This window comes from Streptomyces sp. bgisy027 (genome assembly GCF_057710365.1).
On sequence record NZ_JBYIVZ010000033.1, the window covers coordinates 20,047 to 45,480 of the forward strand.

At 71.4% G+C, this 25,434-nt stretch carries 21 protein-coding genes; 8 read left to right on the forward strand and 13 right to left on the reverse strand.

The genetic code is table 11. The features are described from left to right. Positions 1-30: 30 nt before the first annotated feature. Genes AC3ETA_RS29845 through AC3ETA_RS29860 form a run of 4 tightly spaced genes read right to left on the reverse strand, consistent with a single transcriptional unit; the run spans position 31 to position 4,508 of the window. Positions 31-1,233 carry a Gfo/Idh/MocA family protein gene (locus tag AC3ETA_RS29845; RefSeq protein WP_432195988.1) on the reverse strand — a complete coding sequence of 401 codons (1,203 nt, stop codon included), beginning with the start codon at positions 1,231-1,233 and terminating at the stop codon, positions 31-33. Positions 1,234-1,247: 14 nt separating this feature from the next. Beyond that, the gene (locus AC3ETA_RS29850; RefSeq protein WP_432195989.1) at positions 1,248-2,597 is read right to left on the reverse strand and encodes an ABC transporter substrate-binding protein; all 1,350 of its coding nucleotides are present in this window, start codon (positions 2,595-2,597) and stop codon (positions 1,248-1,250) included. A gap of 10 nt (positions 2,598-2,607) precedes the next feature. After that, positions 2,608-3,525, reverse strand: coding sequence for a carbohydrate ABC transporter permease (locus AC3ETA_RS29855; protein ID WP_432195990.1), 918 nt, complete (start codon positions 3,523-3,525; stop codon positions 2,608-2,610). A 17-nt stretch (positions 3,526-3,542) separates the two neighbouring features. Further along, positions 3,543-4,508: a carbohydrate ABC transporter permease gene (locus AC3ETA_RS29860; RefSeq protein ID WP_432195991.1), complete on the reverse strand. Its 966-nt coding sequence runs from the start codon at positions 4,506-4,508 to the stop codon at positions 3,543-3,545. A gap of 164 nt (positions 4,509-4,672) precedes the next feature. On the opposite strand from AC3ETA_RS29860, the gene AC3ETA_RS29865 reads away from it, so the two are divergent. Further along, positions 4,673-5,833, forward strand: a complete 1,161-nt coding sequence (locus AC3ETA_RS29865; RefSeq protein ID WP_432195992.1) for an ROK family protein — start codon at positions 4,673-4,675, stop codon at positions 5,831-5,833. A 99-nt stretch (positions 5,834-5,932) separates the two neighbouring features. Next, positions 5,933-6,118 (forward strand): hypothetical protein, encoded by a 186-nt coding sequence (locus tag AC3ETA_RS29870; RefSeq protein ID WP_107911128.1) that lies wholly within the window; start codon positions 5,933-5,935, stop codon positions 6,116-6,118. A gap of 156 nt (positions 6,119-6,274) precedes the next feature. On the opposite strand, the gene AC3ETA_RS29875 is transcribed toward AC3ETA_RS29870, so the two are convergent. Further along, complete coding sequence (locus tag AC3ETA_RS29875) at positions 6,275-7,639, reverse strand: S1 family peptidase (protein WP_432195993.1); 1,365 nt, start codon at positions 7,637-7,639, stop codon at positions 6,275-6,277. 215 nt (positions 7,640-7,854) lie between these two features. Here AC3ETA_RS29875 and AC3ETA_RS29880 point away from each other — a divergent pair, with 215 nt between their 5' ends. Together AC3ETA_RS29880 and AC3ETA_RS29885 are read left to right on the forward strand one after the other, a co-directional pair. Then, positions 7,855-9,033, forward strand: coding sequence for a MalY/PatB family protein (locus tag AC3ETA_RS29880; RefSeq protein ID WP_432195994.1), 1,179 nt, complete (start codon positions 7,855-7,857; stop codon positions 9,031-9,033). 51 nt (positions 9,034-9,084) lie between these two features. Beyond that, positions 9,085-9,471, forward strand: a complete 387-nt coding sequence (locus AC3ETA_RS29885) for a PPOX class F420-dependent oxidoreductase (RefSeq protein ID WP_432195995.1) — start codon at positions 9,085-9,087, stop codon at positions 9,469-9,471. Positions 9,472-9,504: 33 nt separating this feature from the next. Here AC3ETA_RS29885 and AC3ETA_RS29890 read toward each other — a convergent pair whose 3' ends face one another. The 3 genes from AC3ETA_RS29890 to AC3ETA_RS29900 form a co-directional block, all read right to left on the reverse strand. Further along, the gene (locus tag AC3ETA_RS29890; protein ID WP_432195996.1) at positions 9,505-12,282 is read right to left on the reverse strand and encodes an alpha/beta hydrolase; all 2,778 of its coding nucleotides are present in this window, start codon (positions 12,280-12,282) and stop codon (positions 9,505-9,507) included. A 224-nt stretch (positions 12,283-12,506) separates the two neighbouring features. Continuing rightward, entirely contained in the window at positions 12,507-12,920 is a 414-nt protein-coding gene (locus AC3ETA_RS29895) for a Zn-ribbon domain-containing OB-fold protein (RefSeq protein WP_432195997.1), read from the reverse strand. Positions 12,921-13,107: 187 nt separating this feature from the next. Further along, on the reverse strand, positions 13,108-13,782 hold the full coding sequence (locus AC3ETA_RS29900; protein WP_432196058.1) for a TetR family transcriptional regulator: 675 nt from the start codon (positions 13,780-13,782) through the stop codon (positions 13,108-13,110). 178 nt (positions 13,783-13,960) lie between these two features. Here AC3ETA_RS29900 and AC3ETA_RS29905 point away from each other — a divergent pair, with 178 nt between their 5' ends. Both AC3ETA_RS29905 and AC3ETA_RS29910 read left to right on the forward strand, forming a co-directional pair. Beyond that, the gene (locus tag AC3ETA_RS29905) at positions 13,961-14,794 is read left to right on the forward strand and encodes an ATP-grasp domain-containing protein (protein WP_432195998.1); all 834 of its coding nucleotides are present in this window, start codon (positions 13,961-13,963) and stop codon (positions 14,792-14,794) included. A 109-nt stretch (positions 14,795-14,903) separates the two neighbouring features. Continuing rightward, positions 14,904-15,671, forward strand: coding sequence for a cellulose binding domain-containing protein (locus AC3ETA_RS29910; RefSeq protein WP_432195999.1), 768 nt, complete (start codon positions 14,904-14,906; stop codon positions 15,669-15,671). Between the two features lie 53 nt (positions 15,672-15,724). On the opposite strand, the gene AC3ETA_RS29915 is transcribed toward AC3ETA_RS29910, so the two are convergent. The 5 genes from AC3ETA_RS29915 to AC3ETA_RS29935 form a co-directional block, all read right to left on the reverse strand. After that, complete coding sequence (locus tag AC3ETA_RS29915; protein ID WP_432196000.1) at positions 15,725-16,099, reverse strand: hypothetical protein; 375 nt, start codon at positions 16,097-16,099, stop codon at positions 15,725-15,727. A 390-nt stretch (positions 16,100-16,489) separates the two neighbouring features. Continuing rightward, positions 16,490-17,437 carry a MurR/RpiR family transcriptional regulator gene (locus tag AC3ETA_RS29920; RefSeq protein WP_432196001.1) on the reverse strand — a complete coding sequence of 316 codons (948 nt, stop codon included), beginning with the start codon at positions 17,435-17,437 and terminating at the stop codon, positions 16,490-16,492. 55 nt (positions 17,438-17,492) lie between these two features. Then, positions 17,493-19,043: an ArnT family glycosyltransferase gene (locus AC3ETA_RS29925; protein WP_432196059.1), complete on the reverse strand. Its 1,551-nt coding sequence runs from the start codon at positions 19,041-19,043 to the stop codon at positions 17,493-17,495. Between the two features lie 265 nt (positions 19,044-19,308). Next, positions 19,309-21,231: a phosphatase PAP2 family protein gene (locus tag AC3ETA_RS29930; protein ID WP_432196002.1), complete on the reverse strand. Its 1,923-nt coding sequence runs from the start codon at positions 21,229-21,231 to the stop codon at positions 19,309-19,311. A gap of 195 nt (positions 21,232-21,426) precedes the next feature. Beyond that, a complete protein-coding gene (locus AC3ETA_RS29935; RefSeq protein ID WP_432196060.1) occupies positions 21,427-22,326 on the reverse strand; it encodes an N-acetylglucosamine kinase in 900 nt (299 codons plus the stop codon). Positions 22,327-22,679: 353 nt separating this feature from the next. Between AC3ETA_RS29935 and AC3ETA_RS29940 the strand changes: the two genes are divergently transcribed. Beyond that, a complete protein-coding gene (locus tag AC3ETA_RS29940; protein ID WP_432196003.1) occupies positions 22,680-23,813 on the forward strand; it encodes an ROK family transcriptional regulator in 1,134 nt (377 codons plus the stop codon). A 274-nt stretch (positions 23,814-24,087) separates the two neighbouring features. Further along, a complete protein-coding gene (locus AC3ETA_RS29945; RefSeq protein ID WP_432196004.1) occupies positions 24,088-25,413 on the forward strand; it encodes an extracellular solute-binding protein in 1,326 nt (441 codons plus the stop codon). Positions 25,414-25,434: the final 21 nt, after the last annotated feature.

The window sequence follows — 25,434 nt, forward strand, 5'->3', positions numbered from 1 at the left end:
CCCGGCTCGCGGGCCGGTCCCGGGGAAGTGTCACGCCTCGGGCGCGTCCCCGAAGTCCGGGATCTCCAGCCTGGCCCCGCCCTGCCGCGCGGACTCGTGCGCGACGATGCCCGGCAGGGTGTAGCGGGCCGCCACCCAGGCGTTCACGGACGGCAGGGTGCGGGAGTTGACCGCGGTCACGAAGTCGTCCACCAGGAAGTGGTGGCTGCCCTCGTGACCGTTGTGCAGGTTGTCGAACTCCCTGGGCAGCCGGGCACGGTCGTGCACCGGCGCCGAGCCGGAGGTGAAGGCGGCCCGCAGCTCCGGCGCGATGTGCTGGAGCGAGGGGTCGTCCGGCGACAGGGTGGGCTTGGGCTCCAGCAGCTCACTGATGTCCTTGACACCCTTCTTGTCCTGCCACAGGGCGAATGTGGCGAGTTGCTCCATGCTCGCCTCGGTGCCGAAGAACCGGAAGCGCGACTCCCTGATGTGGGAGGGGTATCCCACGCGCCGGAACTCGTTCGTACGGAACGAGCCGCCGCCCGCGACCTCGAACAGCGCGGTCGCGTTCGACACGTCGTTCCCGAAGTGGCTGACCTCCTTGTCGAAGACCCCGTCCCCCCGGTCGTCCACGACGCCGATCGCCGACACGCTCACGGCGTGCGTCTGCCAGGCACCCAGCACCCCGCCCACCGCGTGCGTCGGGTACAGCAGCGGGGGATAGGAGGCGGTCGCCTTCCAGTTCTCGCCACCGCTGTACTGGTAGGCCTCGTAGAACCCCAGATCCATGTCGTGGACGTAGTCGCCCTCGGCGTAGAAGAGCCGCCCGAAGGCGCCCTCGGCGATCTGGTTGCGGGCGTGCACGGTCGCCGGGTTGTACTGGCTGGTCTCACCCATCATGTACGTCAGTCCGGTCACCCGGACCGCGTCGATGATCGCCGCGATCTCCTGCGTGGTGATCGCCATGGGGACGGCGGAGTAGACGTGCTTGCCCGCGTTCAGGCCCTGGAGCACCAGCGGGCCGTGGGTCCAGCGCTGGGTGAAGACGGCGACCGCGTCGACGGCCTTCGACTCCAGCATCGCCTCGTACGAGGGGAAGGTGCCGGCCAGTCCCTGTGCGCCGGCGAGTTGCTCGGCCCGCTCGGGCAGCAGATCGGTGACATACACGTCGCTGACACCGGGGTGGGCCTGGAACAGCGTGGCGAACTGGCCGGAGAACTGGCCGGCGCCGACGATGCCGAGGGAGAACGTCATGGAGTGTGTGCCTTTCACTGGCCGAGGATGAGGTTGATCTGGTCGTTGGTCCTGGTCAGACCGCTCACCGGGGCGTCGTTGGCGTAGACGTCCTGCATGGCGGGGCGCATCAGGGAGAACACGTCCGCCGCGTAGTCGGTGATCGGGAAGGAGAAGGTCGTGGAGTCCTTCTTGTCGGTGACCGGTTCGGTGAACGCGGACACGTCGATGCCCTTCTTCTCGTACGCCGCCACGGCCGCCCGGGTGCCGTCGGGGGTGGCGGGGAAGACGATGCCGTAGCCGCCGACGGTCTTCTGGCACTCGTTGGAGGCCAGGTACCGCACCCACTTCTTCGCGCCCTCCTTGTTGCGGGCGTTCCTGGTGACGGAGTCGGCGAGGCCGTTCATCATCGTGGCGCGCTTGCCGGTCGGGCCGACCGGCGTGGGCGCGGTGCCGACCTTGAGGCCCTCGGTGCCGTAGTAGGTGGAGATCATCCAGGCACCGTCGAGGGAGGTCGCCGCCTTACCGGAGGCGACCTGGGCGTTGGCCGGGTTGGCGCCGTCGGTGTAGTCGGTGAAGGGCGCGAGGTAGCCCTTCTTCGCCAGGCCGAAGTACCAGTCGACGACGGACTGGAACGTCCTGCTGCCGTACTGGTACTCGGTGCCCCAGCGCGCCTTGTCGGTGTACTTCCAGCCCGCCGAGGAGACGAACGGGCTCCAGGTGGTCTGGCCGTCGGCGTCCCCGGCGCCGCCCGTCGCCATGCCGTACACCTTGACGTTGTTCTTGTCGAAACCCTCCTCGTCACCGCGCTTGCCGTTCTTGTCGACGGTCAGATGCGCGATGGCCTCCTCGAAGGTGCCGCCGTCCTCGGGGTTCCAGGAGAGCGTGTTGAGCTTCTCGCTGCTGAGCCCGGCCTCCTCGACCAGCTTCTGGTTGTAGAAGAGGGCGACGGTGTCCCAGTCCTTGGGCGCGCCGTAGCGGTGGCCGTCCTGGCCTCTCCAGTTGGCGGCGAGGCCCGCCTGGTACGCGGAGTCCTCCAGACCCAGGTCGTCCAGCGGTTCGAGGACCTTCAGGTCGGCGAACTGCCCGAACTTCTGGATGTGGTCGGTGAAGACGTCCGGCTCGGTGCCCGCGATGAAGCTCGCGGTGAGTTTGGTCCAGTAGTCGGCCCAGCCCATCTGGGTGATCTTCACCTTCAGGCCCGGGTTCTGCTTCTCGAACCCCTTGGCGCAGGCCTGGTAGGCGGGCAGCTGGTTGGCGTCCCACAGCCAGTACGTCACCGTGTTGCCGCCCGACCCGGCCGCGCCGCCCTGCGCGCACCCGGTGGCCAGGGACAGCGCCAGCGCCCCGGTCAGCGCCAGGACCGTACGTGTACGAACTCGCATCCCCGTCCCCTTACTTGATGCCGGTGAAGCTGATGGAGCCGACGATGCGGCGTGCGAAGAACCCGAACAGCACGAGCATCGGGAGAGCGGCGATGAGGGTGGCCGCCATGAGGCCGGACCAGTCGTAACCGGTCTGCGGTGTCTGTGCCCGGAAGATGGCCAGCGCCACGGTGAGCACCCGCGAACTGTCGCTGTAGGACACCATCAGCGGCCAGAAGTAGTCGTTCCAGGCGGTGATGTACGTCAGCAGTCCCAGCGTCAGGATCGGCGTGGACGCCATCGGCAGCATCACCCGGAAGAAGATCCGTATCTTCCCGGCGCCGTCCAGCAGCGCGGCCTCCTCGACCTCCCGGGGCACGTTCATGAAGAACTGGCGCAGGAAGAACACCGCGAAGGGCGTCATGAACATCGTCGGCAGGGCCACGCCCAGCAGGCTGTCCACCAGGCCGAGTTGCTTGATGAGGACGAAGTTCGGGAGCAGGGTGAAGATGGCCGGCACCATCAGCCCGGCCAGGAACAGCCCGAAGACCTTCTCCCGTCCGCGCCAGCGCAGCCGGGCGAAGGCGTACGCGGCCATGGCGGAGAAGAAGATCTGGCAGACGGTGATGAGTGTCGAGACGACCACCGAATTGATCAGATAGCGCCAGAACTTGAGCCCGCCGCCCGAACCGCCCTGGGCGATCGCCTCCTTTGTCGACTGCAGGCCGAGGGCCCGCTCGAAGCCCCCGGTCGTCGCGTCGACCGGCAGCAGGTCGCCGGGACGGGCGGCGAGCGCGGTGTTCGAGGACAGCGCGGTGCGCAGGATCCAGTAGAACGGCAACAGCGTGATGAGCACGATGGCGGCCATCACCGCCCAGGCCACGATCCGCCCGGGAGAGAGCCGGCGCCTGACGCGTCGTACGGCCGTGGTGTCTGCCACAGCAGCCATGTCGGTGTCTCCTTCCCTCAGCCGAGGTCGCTCTGGCCGGCCCGGGTGATCCGGTACTGGAGGACGGTGATGGCGCTCAGCACGACCAGCAGGGCCACCGACATGGCGGAGGCGTAGCCGAACTGGAAGCGGCCGAAGGCGGCGCCGTAGATGTAGTACTGGAGGACGTTGGTGGCGTTCGCCGGGCCGCCGGCCGTCGTCACGGCGACCGTGTCGAAGACCTGGAACGAACCGATCACCGTCATGATCAGCACGACTGCCAGGACCGGCCGGAGCAGCGGCATCGTGATCCGCCAGAACATCCGCCACTCGCTCGCGCCGTCCACCTTCGCGGCCTCGTACACGTCGTTCGGGATCGCCATGAGCCCCGCGAACAGCAGCAGCGCGGTGTAGCCGACGTGCCGCCACACGTTGATCAGGGCGATCGTCGGGATCGCCCAGGTCTCGTCCGCGAGGAACGGGATCCGGTCCAAGCCGAGCCCGGCGATGATCTCGTTGCCGATGCCGAGCTGGGTGTCGAGCATCCAGAGCCAGACGATGCCCGCGACGACGTTGGACATCAGGTACGGCGTGAGCACGATCCCGCGCAGTACCGCCGACTGCGTCAGCCGCTGGAGCAGGACGGCGATGGCGAGCGCCGACACGGTCTGCACGCCGATGTTGATGACCACGTACTCGACGGTGACTAGCAGTGAGTCCCAGAAGATCGGGTCGTTCACCATCCGGACGTAGTTGTCCAGGCCCACCCACTCCGGCGGCGTGAGCAGGTTGAAGCGGGTGAAGCTCAGGTAGACGCCCCGCAGCGTCGGCCAGAGCAGGAAGACGGCGAAGCCCAGCAGCGCCGGGGCGATGAACACCGTGGCGAGTCGTCCGTCGCCCCGGTTCTCGCGGGTCGCCGCCCGGCGTGTCCTCGGTTCGGTCCCTGCCCCCGCGGCGCCGCCCCATGGGAGGCGCGACGGTGGGCTGCTGGAGGCGATGGTCATCGGGAGACTCCCTCGTCTGCGGCTCGTCCTCGGCCACTTACTTTTGTGGCGGAAGAATCCAGCCGTCAAGAGCCCTGCAAACATCTTCTTCGAGCCGCCGTCGTCGGCATAGACTGGCCTGGTTGGTTTTGAGGAGAAAAAAATCATGTGGGAGCCTGACGACCATGACCGCAGTAGCCGCCAGCTGGCTTCCTCTCAGCCCCGGTGAACGCTCGGTGGCGATCGAGGTGCTCCTCGCCGGCCCCCTGTCGCGCACCGAACTCGCCCGGCGACTCGACCTGTCCGCCGGCAGCCTCACCCGGCTGACCAAACCGCTGATCGAGTCGGGCCTGCTGATCGAGGTCCCCGAGGCGGGCGGGGTGATGGAGGTGCGCCAGGGGCGCCCCTCCCAGCCTCTGGACGTCGTCGCCGAATCACGGTCCTTCGTCGGCTACAAGATCACCGAGGACATGGTCTACGGCGTCGTGACCACCCTCCGCAGTGAGATCGTCGCCCGTTATGACCGCCCCCTGACCTCCCACGAACCGGGTGAAGTGGTGGCGCTGCTGGGCGAGATGACCGACGAGCTCGCGGCGAGTCACCCCCGGCTCGCCGGCATCGGCATCGGCGTGGGCGGCCTGGTCGAGGACCGTGCCGTGGTCGGGGAGTCGCCGTTCCTGCACTGGCGGGACGTACCGCTCGCCGAGCTGGTGGAGGAGCGCACCGGGCTGCCGGTGGTGGTGGAGAACGACGTCGCCGCCCTCGTCGAGGCCGAGACCTGGTTCGGAGCCGGCCGCGGCCTCGACCGGTTCGTCGTCCTTACCATCGGCGCCGGCATCGGGTACGGGCTGGTCCTGGGCGGCAAGCGGGTGCCCTACGCCGAGGAGGACCGCGGCTTCGGCAGGCACTGGATCATCAACCCCAACGGCCCGCTCACGCCCGACGGGGCGCGCGGCAGCGCGGTGTCCCTGCTGACCATCCCCAACATCCGCTACCAGGTGCGGGCCGCCACCGGCCGTGACCGTGGGTACGAGGAGATCCTGGAGCTGGCCGCGGCCAGGGAACCGATGTCCGCCCGGGTGATCGAGGAGGCGGCCGGCGCGCTGGGCGTCCTGGTCGCGCAGATCGCCAACTTCGTACTGCCGCAGAAGATCCTTCTCGCCGGCGAGGGGGTGGGCCTGATGGACGTCGCCGGCGGGACTGTGGCGGACGCCATGCGCGCCCACCGGCATCCGCTCGCCGCACCGATCGACCTGGAGACGAAGGTGTCCGACTTTCACGACTGGGCCCGTGGTGCCGCCGTTCTCGCCATCCAGGTGCTGGTGTTGGGGGCCACGGACGCCTGAACTCGACGTTCGCCGTTGACATATGACGTGATCAGCAACACGGTCCGTTATGTCCGTATTGAGTGTGCTTACTCACAGCGCCTTCACGTCCCGAGCCGTATGCTTCACAGCATGTCCACCACTGTTGAAATCGCCTCCGATCGATCGGCTGACGAGGTCAACGAGGAGATCCGGGCGCTGTGGCGCCGGGCGGGCGGGACACTGAGCGTCGAGCAGCGCGAGGAGTACCAGCGCCTCGTCATGGAGTGGGCCAAGGCGGCCCCGCAGACGGTGAAGGCGGCCTGAGCGCCCTCTCGGCCAAGGGTCCGAACACTCTCTCCTCGGCCACCTCGCCACGCACCTGATCCTCCCGAGGCACCCCCGTTGCGAGGGGTGCCTTTCTCACGATGACCTCTCTCACACCCAGACCTCGGCCGGCCCATGTGCGCGGGCCGGGGCCCATCACCCCCAGGTCGTCGAGTAGTGCCGCCGGTACGCCTTGCGGTCCTGCTCCGCGCGGATGAAGCGGGTCGCCACCAGGGCGCACAGGCTGCCCGCGACGACCAGCAGACCGGGGCCCACGTTCTTCGGGTCCGCCAGCCGGGCCAGCAGCGTCGCGGCGCCCTCGCCGGTGATCGGCGCCGACGAGCCGGGGGACGCCTCACCGGGCGCGATGGCGCTCTGCGTCGCCGACGGTGCCGGCGCGGCACCCTGACCCGAGCCGTTCTGTGCCGCGACGATCAGCTTGACGTCGAGAGCGGCCATCGCCTTCGTCACGGGCTGGAAGAACGTCGTACCGCCCGAGGCGCAGTCACCGCTGCCGCCCGACGTCACGCCCAGCGCGACCCCCTCGGAGAACATCGGGCCACCGCTGTCCCCGGGTTCGGCGCACACGTTCGTCTCGATGAGCCCGGTGACCGTCCCCTCGGGGTAGTTGACCGTGGCGTTGAGCGCCGTCACCTCGCCGTCGCGCAGCCCGCTGGTGCTGCCGCTGCGGAACACCCGCTGGCCGACGGCCGGATCGGCGGCGCCGGTGATCCGCACACCCTTGCCCTCACCGATGGACACCACCTCGGCACCGGCACCCGCCTTGCCGCTCGCGTACTGCACCAGCGAGAAGTCGCCGCCGGGGAAGTTCTGCTCGATGGTCTGCCCGATCCGCTGGGTGCCCCGGGTGTCGGCGAACCACACCGAACCGTCGGGCCCGCAGTGCCCGGCCGTGAGGATGAAGTCGCGCTGCCCGTCGGTGACGTTGAAACCGGCCGAACAGCGGCCGGCGGTCGACAGCAGGGGCAGCGCACCGTTGAGCCGGGTCGTGAACGTGCCCTCGGTACGCTCCATCCGGACGAAACCGCCCATGCCGTCCGCGAGTTGCGTCATCCGGGACCAGTCGGCGGCCGAGACGGAGCTGTCGCCCTTCACCACCACCTCGTTGGACCGGTAGTCCATCACCCACGCCGTACCGGCCACCCGGGGCGCCGAACGCAGCGTCGACGTCGCCGACTTCAGATCGTCCATGCTGTGGTCGACCATCTTCGCCTCGGCACCGGCCTTGCGGACCGCGGCCGCGGCCTCCTCGTCGGTGACCGCGACGACCGGCTTCCCGGCGGCGCTCAGCCAGCTGCCCGCCGTACGGGACGTGCCCAGGCGGGAGACCAGCTCACTGCCGGTGTCGGCGGCCGAGGCGGCGAAGGTGCGCGGTGCCACGGAGGTGCCGTCCGGCTCGCTCGCCACGGCGCGTGTGACCATCGTTGTGCCGAGGAGGAGTCCGCCGACGGCCGCCAGCCGTGTCACTCGCCGGACGAGACGTCGTCGTGCGTGCCTCATGCATGGCTCCCGAACCAAGTACAGCGCGGCATCAACGCCGCGGGGCCCTCCCGGAGTTGAGCACCCTCTCTCCATACGGAGCGAGGCCCGCCCGCGTTCACGGCGCGGGTGATCTTTCTGGCGCCGGCGGCCACCGGGCGGCTTCCGGGCATCCGCCGGCCATTGCCCGCCGCGCCCGCTCCCGGTTCCTGTAAAGCCCACCTATCTTGTGATCCATGACGAGGATCCCGCACGAGACGTCCGGTGAACCGAATCCCCTGCGCGCCCTCACCCTCGACCGCCTGCGATGTCGTACGAGCATGAAATGGCGGGCCTACCCCGATGACGTCCTGCCCCTGTGGGTGGCCGAGATGGACGTCCTGCCGGCCGAACCCGTCGTCCGCGCCGTCACCGACGCCCTCGCACTCGGCGACACCGGCTACCCCGCAGGCACCGGCTACGCCGAGGCGCTCGCCGCGTTCGCGGCGAAACGGTGGGGCTGGGACGGGCTCGCCGTGCAGCGGACGGCGATCGTGCCGGACGTGATGCTCGGCGTGGTCGAGATGCTCAAGCTGGTCACCGGGCCGGGCGATCCGGTCGTGGTGAACGTGCCCGTGTATCCGCCGTTCTTCCAGTTCGTCGAGCACATGGACCGGCAGGTGATCGAGGCCCCGCTGGGCGCCGACCTGCGCATCGACCTCGACGTCCTGGAGGAAACCTTTCGGCGGGCGACCGAGGGCGGCCGCTCCGCCGCCTTCCTGCTGTGCAGCCCCCACAACCCGACCGGCACCGTGCACACCGCCGCCGAACTGGCCTCCGTCGCCGCCCTCGCCGACCGCCACGGCGTACGGGTCGTCATCGACGAGATCCACGCGCCGATCACCGCCGCCGGGGTCGGCTTCGTGCCCTATCTGAGCGTCACCGGCGGCGAGAACGGGCTGTCGCTGATGTCGGCGTCGAAGGCCTGGAACCTGGCCGGCCTCAAGGCGGCCCTGGCCATCGCCGGGCCCGGCTCCGCCGCCGACCTGGCCCGCATGCCGGAAGAGGTGAGTCACGGGCCCAGCCACCTCGGCATCATCGCCCACACCGCGGCCCTGCGGGACGGCACCGACTGGCTCGACAGCCTGCGTGCGGGCCTCGACGACAACCGGCGTCTGCTCGCCCAGCTCCTCGCCGAGCACCTCCCGGCCGTCACCCACCGCCCCGCCGAGGCCACCTACCTCGCCTGGCTCGACTGCCGCGCCCTCGGCCTCGGCGACGACCCGGCGCAGGTCTTCCTGCGCCGCGGCCGGGTCGCCCTCAACTCCGGGATCCCCTTCGGCACCGGCGGCGCCGGGCACGTACGCCTCAACCTGGCGACGTCGCCCGAACTGATCGAGGAGGGCGTACGGCGGATGGCGGCGGCGCTCGACTGAGCCGGCCGGGGCGGGGTTCCGTGTCCCGCCCCGCCGCCTACACTTCCCGCCATGGACGACACGTCGCTTGAGCAGCTCGGCGCGGGCAAGTACCTGCTCGTGACCAGTTACCGCAAGAACGGCACCGGAGTTCCCACGCCGGTCTGGGTGGTCCGGGACGGGGACGCGCTGGGCGTGTGGACGGTCGCCGACTCCTGGAAGGTCAAGCGCATCAGGGCCCGCGGCGACGTCCTCGTCGGCCCCTGCGACCTGCGCGGCAGGCCCACCGGCGAATCGGTTCCCGCGACCGCCGAGATCTGCGACGAGGCGACCAGCGCCCGCTACCGCGGGCTCATCGCCCGCAAGTACGGGATCACCGGCCGCCTCACGCTCCTCGGCAGCCGACTGCGCCGCGGTACGAACGGCACCGTCGGCTTGCGGATCACGCTGACGCCCTGACCCGGGTCGGGGCGGGGCGTCAGCGCGAGTGGGTCACGAGGCGTCGAGCAGCGTGCCCGTGATCACCGGTGCGCCGGGTCGCGGCGCACCGGAGTCGTCGACCGCCTGGAAGCGGACCGACTCGGCCTGCTCCGCGATCTGGTCCTTCACCGTCGGGATCACGAGGTCGGCGGACTTCTTGCCCGCCTCGACGTTCACCCACAGGGACAGCCCGTCCACCTTGGACAAGGGCCGTTCCGGGTCCGGCGATTGACCGGTGTTCTCGTCGAGCCAGCGGGGATCGACGTCCTTCGACGACAGTTCCCGGCCGGCCGTGACCGGCAGCAGCGCGTACACACCGGTGACGTCGGCGTCGGCCACCGCCGACAGCGAGACCCGCCACTTCAGCGGCTGTCCCTCGGCCACCCGGTCGGCGAGCGGTGCCACCGAGACCGACGGCATCGGGTCGTCGTTCTGGACGGTCACACCGCCCAGGTGGGAGCCGACCACGGCGGTGCGGACCGCCTTCACGAAGATGTCCTGGCCCGAGTCGTAGCCGTAGCGGGTGTTGCCCTCGACCTTCACCGGCACGTCGATGACGTTCGAGCCGGGCCGGACGGTCACCAGCCGGCTGGTGACGCGCTCGGTGACCGGGTCGGGGACGAACAGCCGTACCTGCCCGCTGCCCTGCCCGGAGACACTCACCGGCACCCGGTGGGTCCGAACGCCCGAGTCGCCCTCCTTGACCGTCAGCCGGCCGATGTCGACCCGCGGCAGCGGGGCCGCAGAGACCACCGGGGTGCCGGGTCGCCAGGCCCAGGCATCCATCAGCCAGGCCTTCCCGGAGCGCGTGCGCGGGGTCAGCGTCAGGGACCTGACGTGCCGCAGGTCGAGCGCGGCCGCGTCGTCGGCCCCGACCGGCACGCGCACCTCGCGCGCCCAGTACGAGGCGGTCCGGTCCGTCCCGGGCAGCCCGTCGACCTTGACGCGGCCGAGAGCCCGGTGCCGTCCCGCGGTGTCGGTGACGGAGACATCGAGCCGTGTACCGGTGGTGTTCGGCGGGACGACGACGCGCAGCGCCAGCGCCTTGGAACCGGCGAGGGACACCGGCCGGTCCGGGCTGATCCGCGCCGCCGACCCGGCCGCCGTCCAGCGCAGCGCGACCGCTCGGCGGCCGGGCTCACGGTCGGTCTCCCAGCGCGCGAAGTGCGGCGAGCGGCCTGCCGTCTCCGACGACAGACACGCCTTCGCCGTGTCCGGGTCCACCGCCGAGCACAGCCGGGCCCCGCTCACGGTCACCTTGCCGTCCGGCAGGAAGCCGGCGCCGCGACGCGCGCCCACCGCGTGGGTGAGGACACGGGCGGGGCCGGCCGAGGGAGCGCGCCGGTCCGAGCCGTCGAGCAGCGGGCGCACCCGGTCGTCACCCGCGACGAACAGCCGTGCCGCCGCCGCGATGTAGGTCGCGCCGGCCTTGTGCTGCTGATCGGCGGTCAGCCGGGTCCCGGTGCCGGGGGAGCACACCGCATCGCGCTGCTCCTCGTCGTCCCAGAAGTCGTCGTCGGCGGGCGCCTCGGCCTGGCCGGGCGTCCACTCGCTGTTGAAGTAGTTGTGGTTGGCGCCCACCACGTACACGGCGCTGTGCAGGGCGGTCCCGCGGCTGACCTGGCGGGTGCCGTCGACGTACACCTCGCCCTGGAGGTCGGACACATCGCCGTCGCAGCCCGGCAGGATCGTCATCGACGGCACATCCGGGACCGGGTTCTGGCCGAAGATCGTCGGGCCGATCAGTACGGTGCCGCGGATGCGCCAGCGCACCGGGCCGTGATGGCCGTTCTGGGCGGCGGGCGGCGCGTAGAGGCTGTCCATCGCCGCCCGGTTGACGCCCTCGCCACCGCGCGAGTGCCCCACGAGCAGCACCCGGGACAGATCGGCGCGGGGTGCCCGCCGTACGGCCGCGGGGCCCGTGCCCGGGTGGGCGGACCAGTCGGCCCAGCGGGCCAGATGCTGCCGCACCAGCGACGAACGGGCCTGTGCGCCGCCGTCGTCGGCCTGCCAGTCCTGGCCGTTGATGCCGTTGGCGGAGACCGACACCGTCACATAGCCCTGGGAGGCGAGAAGGCGCTGGTCGCGCAGGTAGCCGCGGTGGCTGGGAATCGGCTTGGAGCCGGTCGCGCAGGGCCAGTCGCCGGTGATCTCGCCCTGCGGTGTGTAGCAGGTGGAGTGACGCCCGTGCAGGAACAGGGCGAGCGGACGGCGGCCCTCGGCACCCTTGGGCGCCACCACCACGGCCCGCATCTCGACCGGCTGGGCGAAGCCGGGCAGCCGTACCGGGGCGAGGTCGTACTCGCCCGAGAGGGTCCGGTACGAGCCCGGCTCGCCGGGGTCGACGGTGTTCGCCGGCGGCCGGGGCGGGACGGCCGTTCCCGCGCGGGGGCCCGAGGATGAGCCGGGGGCGTCGTCGGGGACGTCCAACCTGCGCCCCGCGGCCCGTACGTGCAGGTCCCGCACGGAGTCCAGCCGGAGCCCGTCGAGGCCGAGCCGGAACGTCCGGCCGTCCTTCGCCGGTGCCGGATGACCGAGCAGCCGGTCACCGGCGTAGAACTCGACGCGGGCGTCCCCCATGGGCACCCGCTGGTCCGACCGCCAGACCAGCTTGCGCGCCGGTCCCTCACCGGTGACGCTCCAGTCCGGCGGCAGATTGCCACCGCTGTCGGCAACGTCCGCTAACGGTTCTGTCCCGGGCGTCGGTTGAGCCTGGGCCCACCCTGACGACGCCCCCACGATCGCGAGCACCGCCACGGCGGTGACCCATATTCGCCGGGCACGAATCACGTGCCCCTCCTTCCGTTCGCTCCGGGACGGACGGTCCCGGGCCCTCACCCCGGGAGGACGGAAGGAGTTGGCTGTGCGTTGCCTGTGCTTCGAGACCGGACTGCCGGTCGCCGTGGGCGAGTTGGTGCCCGGATCCGGCCGGACTCAGGCGCTCACCGGGATCAGGGAGAAGAAGGCGAACAGGGGGAAGAGGGGGAAGAGGGGGAAGAGGGGGAAGAGGGGGATCAGGTCCAGGCGCGGTAGGGCTCGTCGAGCAGTTGGAACACCGGCTCGCCCCGGACCGGGTCCTTCGCCGTCGACAGCCGGACCCGGTCGCCGCTGTGGATGCCGATGGGCGGGCCCATCACCCTGCCCCGCACGACGAACCCCTCGGCCATCTCTATGAGTGACACATTGCGCGCGGCGGGGCTGTTGCGGTGCACCACCGAGGAGTGGCGGACCGTCCCCACGCCCTCGCTGCGTTCCGTGCGCAGCTCGCTGCCCTGGCAGACGGGACACAGCAGGCGGTGGTACATGGCGGTGCCGCACCACGTGCAGCGCTGGAAGACGATGGCCTCCGTGTCGGGCGCCGTGCGGTCGAGTACACCCGCCCCGGAGCCGACGGCCTGACGAGCAACGCTTCCTGAGTGGTGGTACACGCTGGTCAACTCCCTGCGCTCGGCCGGAATCCCGCGTGCGCGGGTCGCCCGGGCACGCACGTGCCCGGTTCACCGTGCCACCGTGCACGCCGCCAGCGTATGGCACTGAGTGCCACACGTAAAGGCACTGCGTTCCCTGAATCTGGCGAGGTTCGGGAATCCGGGCGAGGAGCCGGCCGCGGGCGGCTCAGCCGCGGTCGAGCGTCGCCTCGATCTCCTGGACCACCCGCCACAGCGGGGCACCCCGCCGGGACACGACGACGACCACGTCCTCGGGTCCCTCGGCGCGCAAGGGGGGCGGGGGAGGGGCGACGCCGAAGGTGGACTGCACATAGCCGAGGGCCTGGTCCACTCCGGCGCTCGCGTCGCCGTGGCCGTCCGAGCGCAGCCAGGAACGCAGGGCGTTGTTGTGCGCCGCGACCACGGCGGCGGCGATCACGTCGGCCTGCAGCGTGCCGTCCCGCCGGCCGGCGAACCGCTCGCGCAGATACTCGGCCAGGGCCCGCTCGTAGCGCCAGACGACCGACAGCTCGTACGCGCGCAGTCCGGGCACCTTCTTGGTGAGCCGGTAGCGCTGCACCGAGAACGTCGGGTTCTCCGCGTACATGCGCAGCACCAGCCGGGCCGCGTCGCACACCCGGCGCACCGGCTCGTGCTCCTCGTCGCTCGCGGCGAGGAAGGCCGTCATGTCGGCCAGACAGCGCTCGTGGTCCGGGAAGACCACGTCCTCCTTGGACGGGAAGTAGCGGAAGAAGGACCGTCGTCCGACGCCGGCGAGCGCGACGATGTCGTCGACGGTCGTCTGCTCGTAGCCCCGCTCCAGGAACAGCCGGAAGGCCGCCGCGACCAGGGCGTCCCGCATCGGGGGCTTCGTGCTGCTGGAGCTCATGGACGGAACGTAGCACCCGGAGCTGCGTCGATGGCACTCAGTGCAGTCGTAGGAGGGAACTGAGTGCTTCAGATCTCGATTCGATCCGATGTTTGTCCGGCGGCTCGCCGTCTGCCTACGATCGCCTGCCGCCGCAGCCGAGGAGCCCCGCATGCCGTCCGCCCGACCCCGCATCCTGTACGTCACCGACCTGGCCTACCCGGCCCGCGGGCGCCGCTACTGCGACGAGGACATCTTCCTCACCTCCCGCCTGCGCGACGACTTCGACCTCGCCCTGTGCCACCCCCGGGACGCGGCCGCGCTCATGAGCGCCTTCGACGCGGTCGTGGTCCGCAACAGCGGCCCGGTCCTGGCCTACCAGGACGCCTACGACGACTTCCGCCGCCGCGCGATCGCCGACGGGACCCGGGTGTACAACCCGCTGTCCGGCGGGGCCGACATGGCCGGCAAGCAGTACCTGCTCGACCTGACCGCCGCCGGATACCCGGTCATCCCCACCGTCGACCGCGTCGCGGACCTGCACCGGCTGCCCGACGCCGACCGCTATGTCGTCAAGCCCAAGCTGGGCGCCGACTCGATGGGGCTGCGGATCGTGCCGGCGAAGGAGGTGCGCGGCTCGGTCGCCGGGGACGTCCTCGTCCAGCCCTGCGTCGACTTCGCCTACGAGGTCTCGTTCTACTTCGTCGACCACGACTTCCAGTACGCCCTGTACGCGCCCCACACCGACCGGCGCTGGCAGCTGGAGCCGTACGAACCGGCCGGCGGCGACCTGGAGTTCGCCCGGCGCTTCGTCGAGTGGAACGGCCTGGGCCACGGCATCCAGCGCGTGGACGCCTGCCGTGCGCCGGGAGGTGAACTCCTGCTGGTCGAGCTGGAGGACCTCAACCCCTACCTGTCGCTCGACGCCTTGGACGACGCAGGCCGTGACGCGTTCGTGGCCGCGATGAAGACGTCCCTGCACCGCTTCCTCGCCGCGCCCGCCTGACCGCGGCGACGCGCGTCCCACGCCGGGCTGAACCGGCGGGACGTGTGCCCCGTATCACTCCTCGGGGATTGGCGAGCCCCGTGCCGACGGGGACGGAAGGAGTGCGGTTGTGTCCACACGGCCCGACCCCGCGGAGCCGGACGAAGGTCCGGCCCTGGAACCGATCCGCGTCCTGCGCCCGCGCCGCACGGACGCGTTGGCGGAGCTGTTCCGCGAGTGGGAGGAAGGCAACGCCGGCTACGAGACGGTGGCCGTGCCCGGGCCCCTGCCCGGCACCGAGGACGCGACACAGGAACTGCCCGCCGTCGCCGAGGACATGAGGAGCGCGCGGCGCCACGGTGACCGTACCGGTTCGGGTCCCGGATTCCGTCGTACCGCCGTGGCCGTCGCGGTGACGGCGGCGGCCGTCGTCGGGTTCGGCGGCGCGCTCCTGCTCCCGGGCCGCGAGGACGACTCGCAGGCCCGCGATCCGGAACCGTCCGCGAGCGCGACCGCATCGGCCGCGCCCGAGCGCCCCGCGCCCGGCTCCCCCGGCGGGGGCGGGCAGCCGGACCCCGACTGCACGGCGTCCTTCCGGACCGTCAACAGCTGGCAGGGCGGCTTCCAGGGCGAGGTCACGGTGACCAACGCGCCCACGGGGTCGTCCTCCGGCTGGACCGCGACGGTCGTGCCGCCTACCGGTGCCCGGCTCACCCAGGTCTGGGACGGCACCCTCGCCACGACCGCGGACGGCAGGGCGACGGTTTCCAACGCGTCCTGGAACGGCACCCTGGAACCCGGCGCGAGCGTCACCTTCGGGTTCCTCGCCGCCACTTCGGGGCAGGTGGGGGAGCCGTCGGCGACGGTCACCTGCGCGGCGACGGCCGGCGATTCCTGACCGCCCGGCGGCTCGGCCGTGTGCTCCGGTGCGGTCGGCGCCGGGGCGCCGGCTCAGCGCCCTCGGTCGACCAGCGCCTGGGACACCGCGCGCACGCTGCGGGCGATGTGCTGCAACTGCATGACCTCGGCCGCGTACATCTTGATGGTGTGCTCGATGACCGACTCGGGCATGCCGAGCGCGGGCAGGTCGGCGCGGGCGGTCTGCAGGGCGGTGCGCGCGACCCGGATCTCGTTCTGGACCTGGATCTGCGCGTGCCGGGCGAGCAGGACAGGGTGGCGGATCAGCGCCGGATAGCTGGCGTAACGGGCCGGCACCAGCTCGCGCAGCCACTTCGCGGCGGAGCGTTCCCAGTCGTAGGACCCGGGGGCCTTGACCTGGCACGGCCAGTCCGGGGTGATGCGCGTGGTCGTCAGGGGCATGGTCATCGCTTCCGGTGTGCGGCGTCGTCTGGGGTGTCCGACGGGGTCGGGGCGGCCCCGGCCTAGGGGATGACCGGGGCCGCCGCCACGGGCGCTCGCGCAGGCGATGCCCGACCGAACAGCCCGAACGCCGACGCGGGTAGGAGACGGCGGCCACGGCTGTTCGCAATGGAGCCCGGAAGGCAGGCGGCAGTCGCACGACGGATGGGGTGACGTGCGCATGAGCGGTCCGACTGCTTTCGGCGGGCGGGTGGTGCGGTGTGAAGTATTTATATATGCCGTCCGGTTTGCAAGACGTATGAAAACATTCATGCGTGCTTTGATGTGAATGGTTCCCCTGTGCTCCGGTATTCGCCGGTGTGTGAGGGGTGCCCGTTCGGGCGGGCGGTACGAGGGTCAGTCGCGCAGGAAGAACTGGTGCTGGTCGGAGATCTGCTCGTAGTCCTCAAGACGCGCCTGCGTCCGCTCCGGGTCCGCGTCGGTCATGGCCTGCAGCAGCGCGGCGGCCATCACGCCGGGCGCGGCGTAGGAGTCGAAGACCAGCCGGGATCCGGTGCCGGAGGCGAAGACCACGTCGGCCGTGTCCGCCACCGGGCCCAGCGCCAGGTCCGTGACGAGGGCGACCCGCAGCCCGGCGCTGCGCGCGACCCGCACCGCGGTCAGCGTCTCCTGCGCGTGCCGCGGCATGGAGAACGCCAGCACCCAGGTGCCGCCCGCCTCCCGGGACTGGAGCAGCGCGTCGTAGGCGACACTGCCGCCCCGGGTCACCAGCCGGACGTCCGGGTGGATACGTCGTGCGGCGTAGGCGAAGTACTCGGCGAGCGAGGCGGAGATGCGCAGCCCGAGGATGGTCAGCGGGGTCGATTGCGACAGTTTGCGGCCGACATCGATCAGCTGGTCCGGGTCGGCGAAGTCGCGCCGCAGGTTCTCCAGGTTGTCGATCTCGGCGTCCACGGCCGACTGGAGTTCGTTGGCGCCGTTCTCCTCGGCCGCCATCGGGCCGCCGGACAGGGCGCCCAGGGCGATCGCCTGGAGCTTCTCCCGTAGCGCGGGGTAACCGCTGAAGCCGACGGCGGCGGCGAACCGGGTCACGGAGGGCTGGCTGACGCCGGCCCGCTCGGCGAGGTCGGTGATCGAAAGGAACGCCGCCTCGGTGATGTGCTCGATCAGGTACTGCGCGATGCGCCGCTGCCCGGGGGAGAGCCGGGGCTGGTCGAAGAGCGTCCTGAGCTGGGAGGTCGGGGACACCCCGGTCTCCGGCACCGTCTTTCCGGAGGTGATGGCGGATGCCTGCGCGCGTGCCTGCTGGGGCGATGGCGCCGGTGCGCCTCTTTTGTCTCCCACAGTGCTTCAACATAGCTCACACACCGTGTCGACCCGGTCCCCTCATGCTTCCTACTCAGCGACGATAGATCGTGATCGAATGACCGACGCTGTCGATCGGATGACTGCTGTCGAGCAATTCGGCCAGCCGTCCGGTCGCCTTGGCCGCCGCGGAGTCCGACACCACCAGCAGTCCGCGCACCTCGCCGGGGTCCGCCTCGCGTGGATCGGCGGCGCGGATTCCGTAGTACGACGGCACCCCGCTGCCCTTGTAGACGAGCCAGATCCGCGCGCCCCGGTACCGCTCACGCAGCCGGTCCGCGAGCCGGCCCAGGTCCTGTCCCCAGTCGACGTTCGAGTCGTGCAGGCGCAGACGGGTCTTCGCCGGACCGCCGAACGCCTCGTTGGAGTACGGCAGATAGTAGGGGTAGGTCCGCAGTGAGCTCACCGCGACGAACAGCACCAGCGCGCCGACGGCCACCGGCACCCGGCGTCGGCGCACCACCAGGACACAGCCCGCCGCCACCGCCAGGAACATCGGCACGAAGACCGCGTACCGGGTGCCGAAGTCCCGCGACCCGAGCATGGCCGCACCGAGCAGCACGGCCGTCGGCGCCAGCACATACGGTGCCACGGTCCGCAGCCGCCGCACGGCCACCAGGGTGACGGCCCCCGCGGCCCACAGCACGAGCATGCCGAGCGGTGTCTTCACCACCAGCGCCGCCGGCAGGTAGTACCAGAGCGACCCGGTGTAGAGCCGGCCGAACAGAAAGCCCTGCCACGGGTAGTTCTCGAAGTGGAACTGCACCCGCATGCCGTCCCGGTAGGCCTCCGGGAACGGCAGCAGGTCCACGACCAGCCCCCGCAGTCCGCGCACCGCGGGCACGGGCTGCTCCGGCGCCCAGCGCAGCCGCGGATCGACCACGAGATACGACGCCCATACGACCGCGACCGCGACCAGCACCAGAACGCCGGCGCCGGCGGCGGCCCGCCCCAGCGTCCGCCGACGAGGCTGAGAGGGCTCTCGCGCGCACCACACCGACAGGCCGGCGAGCGCCATGAGCACCGGGATCGCCGCGAGCATGCTCATCTTCGTCGCCAGCGCCGCCCCGAGCGCCGCCCCGGCCAGGGGCACGTACCGCCGCGGCCGGTGGCGGGCCCGCCACAGCAGCCAGACCGACGTCAGCACGAACCCTGCCGCGGGCACGTCCAGCGTGGCGAGCGAGCCGTGCGCGACGAGATCGGGGGAGAAGGCGTACAGGCCGAGCGCCGTCAGGCCGCCCGCCGTACCGGCGAGTTCCCGAGCGAAGGCGAACACGACCAGCCCGAAGGCGAGCGTCAGGGCGATCACGGGCAGCCGTGCGAACAGCATCAGGCGCCACGGGTCGTTCCCGGACTCGTACAGCAGATGCCGCCCCAACCGGCCCTGATCGCCGGTGAAGGAGGCATCGACACGCGGATCGGCGAGGGCCACACCGACGCCGATGACCAGCTTGCCGAGCGGCGGATGCTCGGGGTTGTGGAGCACCTCGTGCTCGTGCAGATACTCGGCCGCCGTGCCGACGTACACGGGTTCGTCGATGGTCGGCGTCTGCCGCACGGCGGTCGTCACCATCGCGACGGCCATCTGGCCGAGCAGCAGGAACACGAGAAGGGGCACGAGCAGGCGTCGGACGGGTTGTCGCGGGTGCCGGACGGCGGGTGGGCCGGCGAGCCCCTCAGGAGCCGGTGCCGGAGCCGGAGCCGTGGTCGGGGGCGTGACCGGGTTCGAGGCCGATTGCTGTTCGAGCGCCATCATCCGCTCCGCGGCACCGTCGGCCCCGCGACGGCGGAAGCTGATTCTCGGGCGGCCCATGGGCCCACTCTGCATCAGCTCCCGCCCGGGCCGCAGGTCACCGCCTCAGGAGTCGTACCGACAGACCTTCCGCCGTGTAGACGGGTACGGCTCGCAGAGCGGGTGAGTTCACCTCGATCCGGTCGAACTGCCCGCGCAGCCGCTGTGCCTCGATGACGGGAACCGTGCTGCCCGCGACCGGAGGGCGCTCGGGGTCCAGGCGCAGCGACAGCACGGCGCCCCGGCCCAGCACGACCCGGCCGGACACCTCCAGCGCCGGGCCGTGGTTCTTGCGCAGCAGCAGCTCCACACGCGTGTCGCCGTCCTGGACGTACCCGCCGCGCACGCGCAGCACCTTGGCCACGCGCAGCGTGCCGCCCAGGACGCGCACGTCGCCCTGGCCGAGGGCGTCCGCGGAGGCACCGACGAGCACGCCGCCCTCGACGACCGTGCCACCGTGGAAGCGGTTGTGGCCCGAAAGGGTGAGCGTGCCGGTGCCGCGCTTGGTGAGGCCGCCCTCGCCGCGGATGTCGTTGCGCCAGCTGTCCGCCGCGCCGAAGCCCCCGGCGGTCGCGTCGAGCGTGACGGTCACGTCGGAGTCGAAGGCGCCGTAGCCGTCGGCGGCCGAGAACAGGTCGAGCCGCCCCCACTGTTCGAAGCCGTCCAGCAGGACGTACCCGGCGGGCAGCGCGGTCGTGCGCAGCACCTCGCGGCGCTGGGCCGCGGTCAGATAGGGCTGGCGCGTCTCCAGCAGCACCTCGGCGCCCTTCGGCACGGTCAGCGGCACGTCACGGCCCTGCCGGGTGAGGACATAGGTCAGCTTGGGCCCGACCGTACGGGCGTTGGTCTCGCGGTCGGCGTACGGGTCGGTGTCGGTGCCGGCCGCGTGGGCGTAGGCGTACAACGTGTCGGCCGTGGTGCCGGTGTGCTGCCGGAAGTACGCCAGGGCCTGGGCGCGGGCGGCGGCCTTGAGTTCGGCGTTGGCCGGATCGGCGAGGGCGGCGGCGGCCAGGGCCGTGGCCATCACGCGGCCGCCCAGGACGTCGACGGTGGAGTGCATCCCGGCGACGATCCGGGTGTGGCTCAGTTCGAACGCGCGGGTGACCAGTTCCTGGAAGCGCTCGGGCACGGCGTAGGCGTACGCCAGGGCCGCCAGGTGCAGGGCGTTGGTGTGCCCGCTGGGGAAGCCGCCGTCCTCGGCCGGGGTCTCGGCGCGCTGGCGCAGCAGCTGCGGGGCGACGCTCACCCGCGAGTCGTACACCGGGAAGCCGAAGGCGTCCTTCGTCCCGGTGTCGACGACCTCGCTGTCCTCGTTCATCCGCCACGGACGCGGGTACTGGAACGCGAACTTGGCCGGGTTTCCGGAGGCGAACGGACCGCGCACCGTGTCGACCAGCCTGGCCACCTGGCCGAGGTCCGAGTCGTGGGAACCGGCGCCGATCGCGGAACCGGCCGGGGCGTCGGCGGGCAGCGCGTCGCTGATCTTTCCGGCGGGCGTGCCGTCCGGGGCGCTGGTGATCGAGGTGACCGCCTTGGCGCCGGTCCTGTACAGCTCCGCCAGCGGACCGAGTCCGGCGATCACCGAGTAGCTCTGGTGCTGACGGTCGACGATGAACGACTCCTTCGCCTCGGCGTCCGTGCGTGCGGCGGTGACGCGGGCGCAGTAGCGCATGTTGGCGCGCAGCACCTCGGGCATGAGCGGCGTGCCGGTGTCCCAGGCTCCGCCGGTCTTCCACACCTTCGCGAAGCCGCCGAGGATCCGGACCACCGCGTTGGTCCGGGGCGTCTGGTTCGCGACGACGTTGGTCCTGTAGTCGTCCACGAACGCGGCCGTCTGTACGGCGGTCCCGGCGTTGGCGGCGGGCAGCCGGCCGGCGACGGCGGGCACCACCACGAGCGCCGCACCGCCTCCGGCGGAGGCGAGGAGAAAGCGCCTTCTGTCGAGGGTCGGGATGGCCTGGTCTCCGGCGGGTGACGGCATGAGTGCCTCTCTCGAATTCATCGGCCGAACGGCCGGGAGGAGCGGGAGGTGATCGGAACGATCGACTCGACCGACCGGCACGCGGCGAAGGGGCGTGCGGCACACGGGGCGCCTCGCGGTCGAGATCGAGTCCTGCGAGCGAAGATCTACGGGCGGGTCGTGTCGGACCCGGGCTGCCCCGGCGTCCGGCGGATGTCACAGGAGTGAACGCGCGAGCGCCACGGCCCCCTCCACCGGCGGCACTTCCAGGGGCCTTGGCCGGGCCCCGGGCACGCTGTCGCCGAGCGCGGTGGTGAACGCTGCGTATAGGCCGGGCTGGGCGAGGATCGTGCTGCCGGCGACCACGACGTCGTCCACCGGCACCCCGCGCGCCGCGAGTTGCTCGATCAGCGCGGCCAGCGACCGGCCGCCCTCGTCGATCACCGCGCGGGCGAGCGGCGAACCGGCCTCCGCGGCGGCGAACACCACCGGAGCGTGCCGGCCCCAGTCCGCGGAAGGGTTCTTCGCGCTCTCCAACGCCGCCCCGAGCGCAGGTACTTCGGGCACCTGGCACGCGTCGAGGAGCCCGAGCGCCAGTGCGTCGGGCTCCTCGCCGAGGTCGTGCGCCGCCCATACGGCCCGTGCGGCCTCGCGGACCAGACCGGCCGAGCCGCCCTCGTCGCCGAGGACCGCACCCCAGCCGCCGACCTGGACCGCTCGGCCCTCGGCCGTTCGGCCGACCGCGACGGAACCGGTGCCGGCGACCAGCCCGACACCCTTGTCCAACCCGGCGGCGGGAACGAGGAGTTCGGCGTCTCCGACCACCGACGCGGGCGCGTCGAAGTGCAGTTGGAGAGCGCTGCGGATCTGGGCGCACTGGCGCGGAGTCTCGCAGGCGTGGCCGCCCACGGCGACGGCTGACGCGCGTGCGCCCTGCGGCAACGCGTCGGCCACCAGCGCGGCCAGCCAGCCGGTGGCGGCCACGGGGTCGTGCGGCCGCCAGCCGCTGCTCGTCCGGACGTGGTCGGCGACCAGGGTGTCCCCGGCGCGGGCGCGGAGATGCGTCTTGGTCCCGCCGACGTCGATACCGACCACGAGATGCGTGAAGTCCTGCACCGAACCTCTCTCGTCGTTGCGTCGCCGCAGGCGGTTCGGCAGCGCGCCAGAAGGGCGCGGGGCCGTATCGACATGCGGCTCCGCCGCGTGGGCGCGATCGAGCACGATGGCGCCGAGGGCGACCGACAGTCCCGTGCGGCACAGTCGGCGAAGCGCCACGGCGGGCGAACCGTGCCTGGAACAAGGGGAGTTGGTGAACTAGGGAAACCCCGGGACGGGCTTCTGGCGGACACGGCAGGCGAGTACCGTGAAGTTCGTTAGGAAGTTAACTAACGAAGTACAGTGCGTCAAGAGGCATCGCGCACTCGACCACTGAGCGGCCCGTGACCCGTGGGAGAACTGTGATACACGACGTGGCGGAAGCCCCCCGCCTGACCGAGAGCGCAAGTGCGGTGTTCGCCGTGCTCGCCGAGGCGGGCAGCGCGACCAGGCCGCAGCTCGCGAGCCTGGCGGGTCTGTCCAAGCCCACCGTCTCCTCCGCCGTCGCGGAGCTGGAGAGCGCCCGGCTGGCCGCCCACTCCGGCACGGCCTCCGGCGGTACGGGCCGCTCGGCCGCCGTCTACGGTCTCGGGCCCGCCGCCGGGGCGGTGCTCGCCGTGGACCTCGGTCCCGCCCTGACCCGGGTGCGCGGCTGTGCCCTGGACGGCACCCTGCTCGCCCAGGCCACCGGGGCCCGGGAGGAGGCCGCCGACGTGGTGCGCGAGGCACTCGTCGCGCTGCCCGCCGGCGCCCCGCTGCGTACGGTCGTCGTCGCCGTCGGCGACGTCACCGCACGTGAGAAGGAGGGCGCCCGCATGCGCCCGGCCACGGCCAAGGCCGGCCCCGTCTTCGACGCCATGGCCGTCGCCCTGCCGCCGGGCGTCCCCGTCCACCTCGAGAACAACGTCAACTGTGCCGCGCTCGCCGAACTGCACGAGGGCGCCGCGCACGGCCGACGCACCTTCGGCTACCTGCGGATCGGCGTCGGTATCGGCCTCGGCATCGTGGTCGGCGGCGAGGTGCTGCGCGGAGCCAACGGCGCCGCCGGCGAGCTGGCCCGGCTGCCCTACCCCTGGGACGACGGCCGCGAGCCGCGCCACGAGGCCCTGGAGGAGTACATCGGCGCGCGGTCGCTCCTGCGGCGGGCGGCCGAGGCCTGGCCGGACGAGGACGGGCCGTGCCCGAGCACCGCCGAGCAGCTCTTCGTCCGGGCGGGGGAGGGCCGGCCCGCGGCCCGCGCGCTGATCGACCGCCATGCCGTCGACGTCGGCCGTCTGGCCGCCGCCGTGACCGCCGTACTGGACCCCGGACTGATCGTGCTCGGCGGCAGTACCGGCGCCGACCCGCAGATCCTGCCCGGTGTGCGGGCGGAACTCGCCCGGCTGAGCTGGCCCACCGAAGTCGTCAGCAGCATGGTCGGTGACCTCGGCACGGTCGTGGGCGCCGCCCGGCTCGCGGTCACCCGAGGAGTCCAAACCGTGACCGAGACCGCGGGGGCGAAGGATTGACGGCCTCCGACTCGATCTGCCAATGTCCGGACAAGCGCTTTCTAAGTCGGCCGGGACGCCGGCTTGGGTTGAGCATCCCGCCCGTACGCGAAGTACGGCAGCCGCACGAGGGCGTGCTTGTGCGACGACGGCCCTCATGGCCGGGGATCCCACCCGTCGAGGCGATGCGGCCGGGCGAGGCCGCGCCCCCGGAAGGCGAAATTTCCCGCAGAACGCACCCGTGCCGCTTCGGCCGGCCCCGTGCTTCCTCCGCTACGACGAAAAGGGATCGAAGATGACCAGTATGGGTGTGCGGCGCTCTCGCCGACTCGGTCGCGGTGGCATACGCCGTGTCATTCCCCTCGCTGCTGTGGCCACGGCAGGCGCCCTCCTGCTCTCCGCCTGCGGCGGATCGGGGTCCGGCTCGGGCGGCAACTCCAAGTCGCTGACGTTCTGGATCTCCACGGTTCCGGGGCAGGACGCGGGCTGGAAGAAGATGGTGGCGCAGTACAAGAAGGAAGCGGGCGTCGACGTCAAGCTCGTCAACATCCCCTACGACGGCTACACGACGAAGCTGCACAACGCCGCGCAGGCGAACTCCCTGCCGGACGTGGCGGCCGTGCCGGCGCTGGACCCGATCTGGTCGAACAAGCTGATCGACCTCAGCTCCGTCGCCAACGACAAGAGCAACAAGATCAACGCGAACTTCCTCGCCAAGGACTCCTCCGGGAAGGTGCTGTCCATCCCCTCGGACGTCACCGCGTCCGGCCTGTTCATCAACAAGTCGCTGTTCGAGAAGGCCGGCGTCGACTACCCGACCTCGCCCTCGAAGACCTGGACCTGGAAGGACTTCATCGCGGCGGCGGACAAGGTCCGCGAGAAGACCGGCGCCAAGTACTCCCTGACCTTCGACCAGTCGCCGTCCCGGCTGCGCGCCATGGTGTACGAGATGGGCGGGAAGTACGTCCACGCGGACGACTCCGGCAAGTTCTCGGTGGACGACGCGACCAAGAAGGCCGTGAAGACCTTCGTCGGATGGAACGACGACAAGACCATGCCGAAGTCGGTGTGGACCAGCGGCGCCGACCCGTCGGCCATGTTCCAGAGCGGTGACGTCGTCGCCTACTGGTCCGGCGTGTGGCAGGTCGCCGCCTACTCGGAGAGCATCACGAAGTTCGAGTGGGCGAGCGTCCCGACTCCCGCCCAGCCGGTGCAGGCCAGTGACGTCAACAGCGGCGGCATGGTCGTCGGGTTCAACAACAACGCCGACGCGGCCACCGCCGCGAACAAGTTCATCTCCTGGCTGTACGAGCCGGACCACTACCGCGAGCTGTGTGAGGCGTCCGGGTTCCTGCCCGTCGAGAACGGTCTGAACCCGGAGTACCCCTTCGAGTCCGAGGCGGCGCAGGCGGCGTTCAAGCTCTACAACGAGTCGATCCCGCTCTACGACCCGATCTCCGGCTACTTCAACACCGCGCAGACGAACTGGGTGCTGAAGGGCAAGAGCCTCGCCGACGACCCGACCAAGGCGGAGCTCGGCAAGGCGATCAACGGCGAGCAGTCGGCCGACAAGGCCCTGCAGAACATCGTGGACGGCTACAACCAGCAGGTCGGCGGCTGAGCGTAGGCCGACGGGCCGGGC

Bases quoted from the DNA above. Each gene is read 5' to 3' on its own strand.
- AC3ETA_RS29845 (WP_432195988.1), bottom strand. From the start codon at position 1,233: ATGACGTTCTCCCTCGGCATCGTCGGCGCCGGCCAGTTCTCCGGCCAG.
- AC3ETA_RS29850 (WP_432195989.1), bottom strand. From the start codon at position 2,597: ATGCGAGTTCGTACACGTACGGTCCTGGCGCTGACCGGGGCGCTGGCG.
- AC3ETA_RS29855 (WP_432195990.1), bottom strand. From the start codon at position 3,525: ATGGCTGCTGTGGCAGACACCACGGCCGTACGACGCGTCAGGCGCCGG.
- AC3ETA_RS29860 (WP_432195991.1), bottom strand. From the start codon at position 4,508: ATGACCATCGCCTCCAGCAGCCCACCGTCGCGCCTCCCATGGGGCGGC.
- AC3ETA_RS29865 (WP_432195992.1), top strand. From the start codon at position 4,673: ATGACCGCAGTAGCCGCCAGCTGGCTTCCTCTCAGCCCCGGTGAACGC.
- AC3ETA_RS29870 (WP_107911128.1), top strand. From the start codon at position 5,933: ATGCTTCACAGCATGTCCACCACTGTTGAAATCGCCTCCGATCGATCG.
- AC3ETA_RS29875 (WP_432195993.1), bottom strand. From the start codon at position 7,639: ATGAGGCACGCACGACGACGTCTCGTCCGGCGAGTGACACGGCTGGCG.
- AC3ETA_RS29880 (WP_432195994.1), top strand. From the start codon at position 7,855: ATGACGAGGATCCCGCACGAGACGTCCGGTGAACCGAATCCCCTGCGC.
- AC3ETA_RS29885 (WP_432195995.1), top strand. From the start codon at position 9,085: ATGGACGACACGTCGCTTGAGCAGCTCGGCGCGGGCAAGTACCTGCTC.
- AC3ETA_RS29900 (WP_432196058.1), bottom strand. From the start codon at position 13,782: ATGCGGGACGCCCTGGTCGCGGCGGCCTTCCGGCTGTTCCTGGAGCGG.
- AC3ETA_RS29905 (WP_432195998.1), top strand. From the start codon at position 13,961: ATGCCGTCCGCCCGACCCCGCATCCTGTACGTCACCGACCTGGCCTAC.
- AC3ETA_RS29915 (WP_432196000.1), bottom strand. From the start codon at position 16,099: ATGACCATGCCCCTGACGACCACGCGCATCACCCCGGACTGGCCGTGC.
- AC3ETA_RS29925 (WP_432196059.1), bottom strand. From the start codon at position 19,043: ATGGCCGTCGCGATGGTGACGACCGCCGTGCGGCAGACGCCGACCATC.
- AC3ETA_RS29930 (WP_432196002.1), bottom strand. From the start codon at position 21,231: ATGCCGTCACCCGCCGGAGACCAGGCCATCCCGACCCTCGACAGAAGG.
- AC3ETA_RS29945 (WP_432196004.1), top strand. From the start codon at position 24,088: ATGACCAGTATGGGTGTGCGGCGCTCTCGCCGACTCGGTCGCGGTGGC.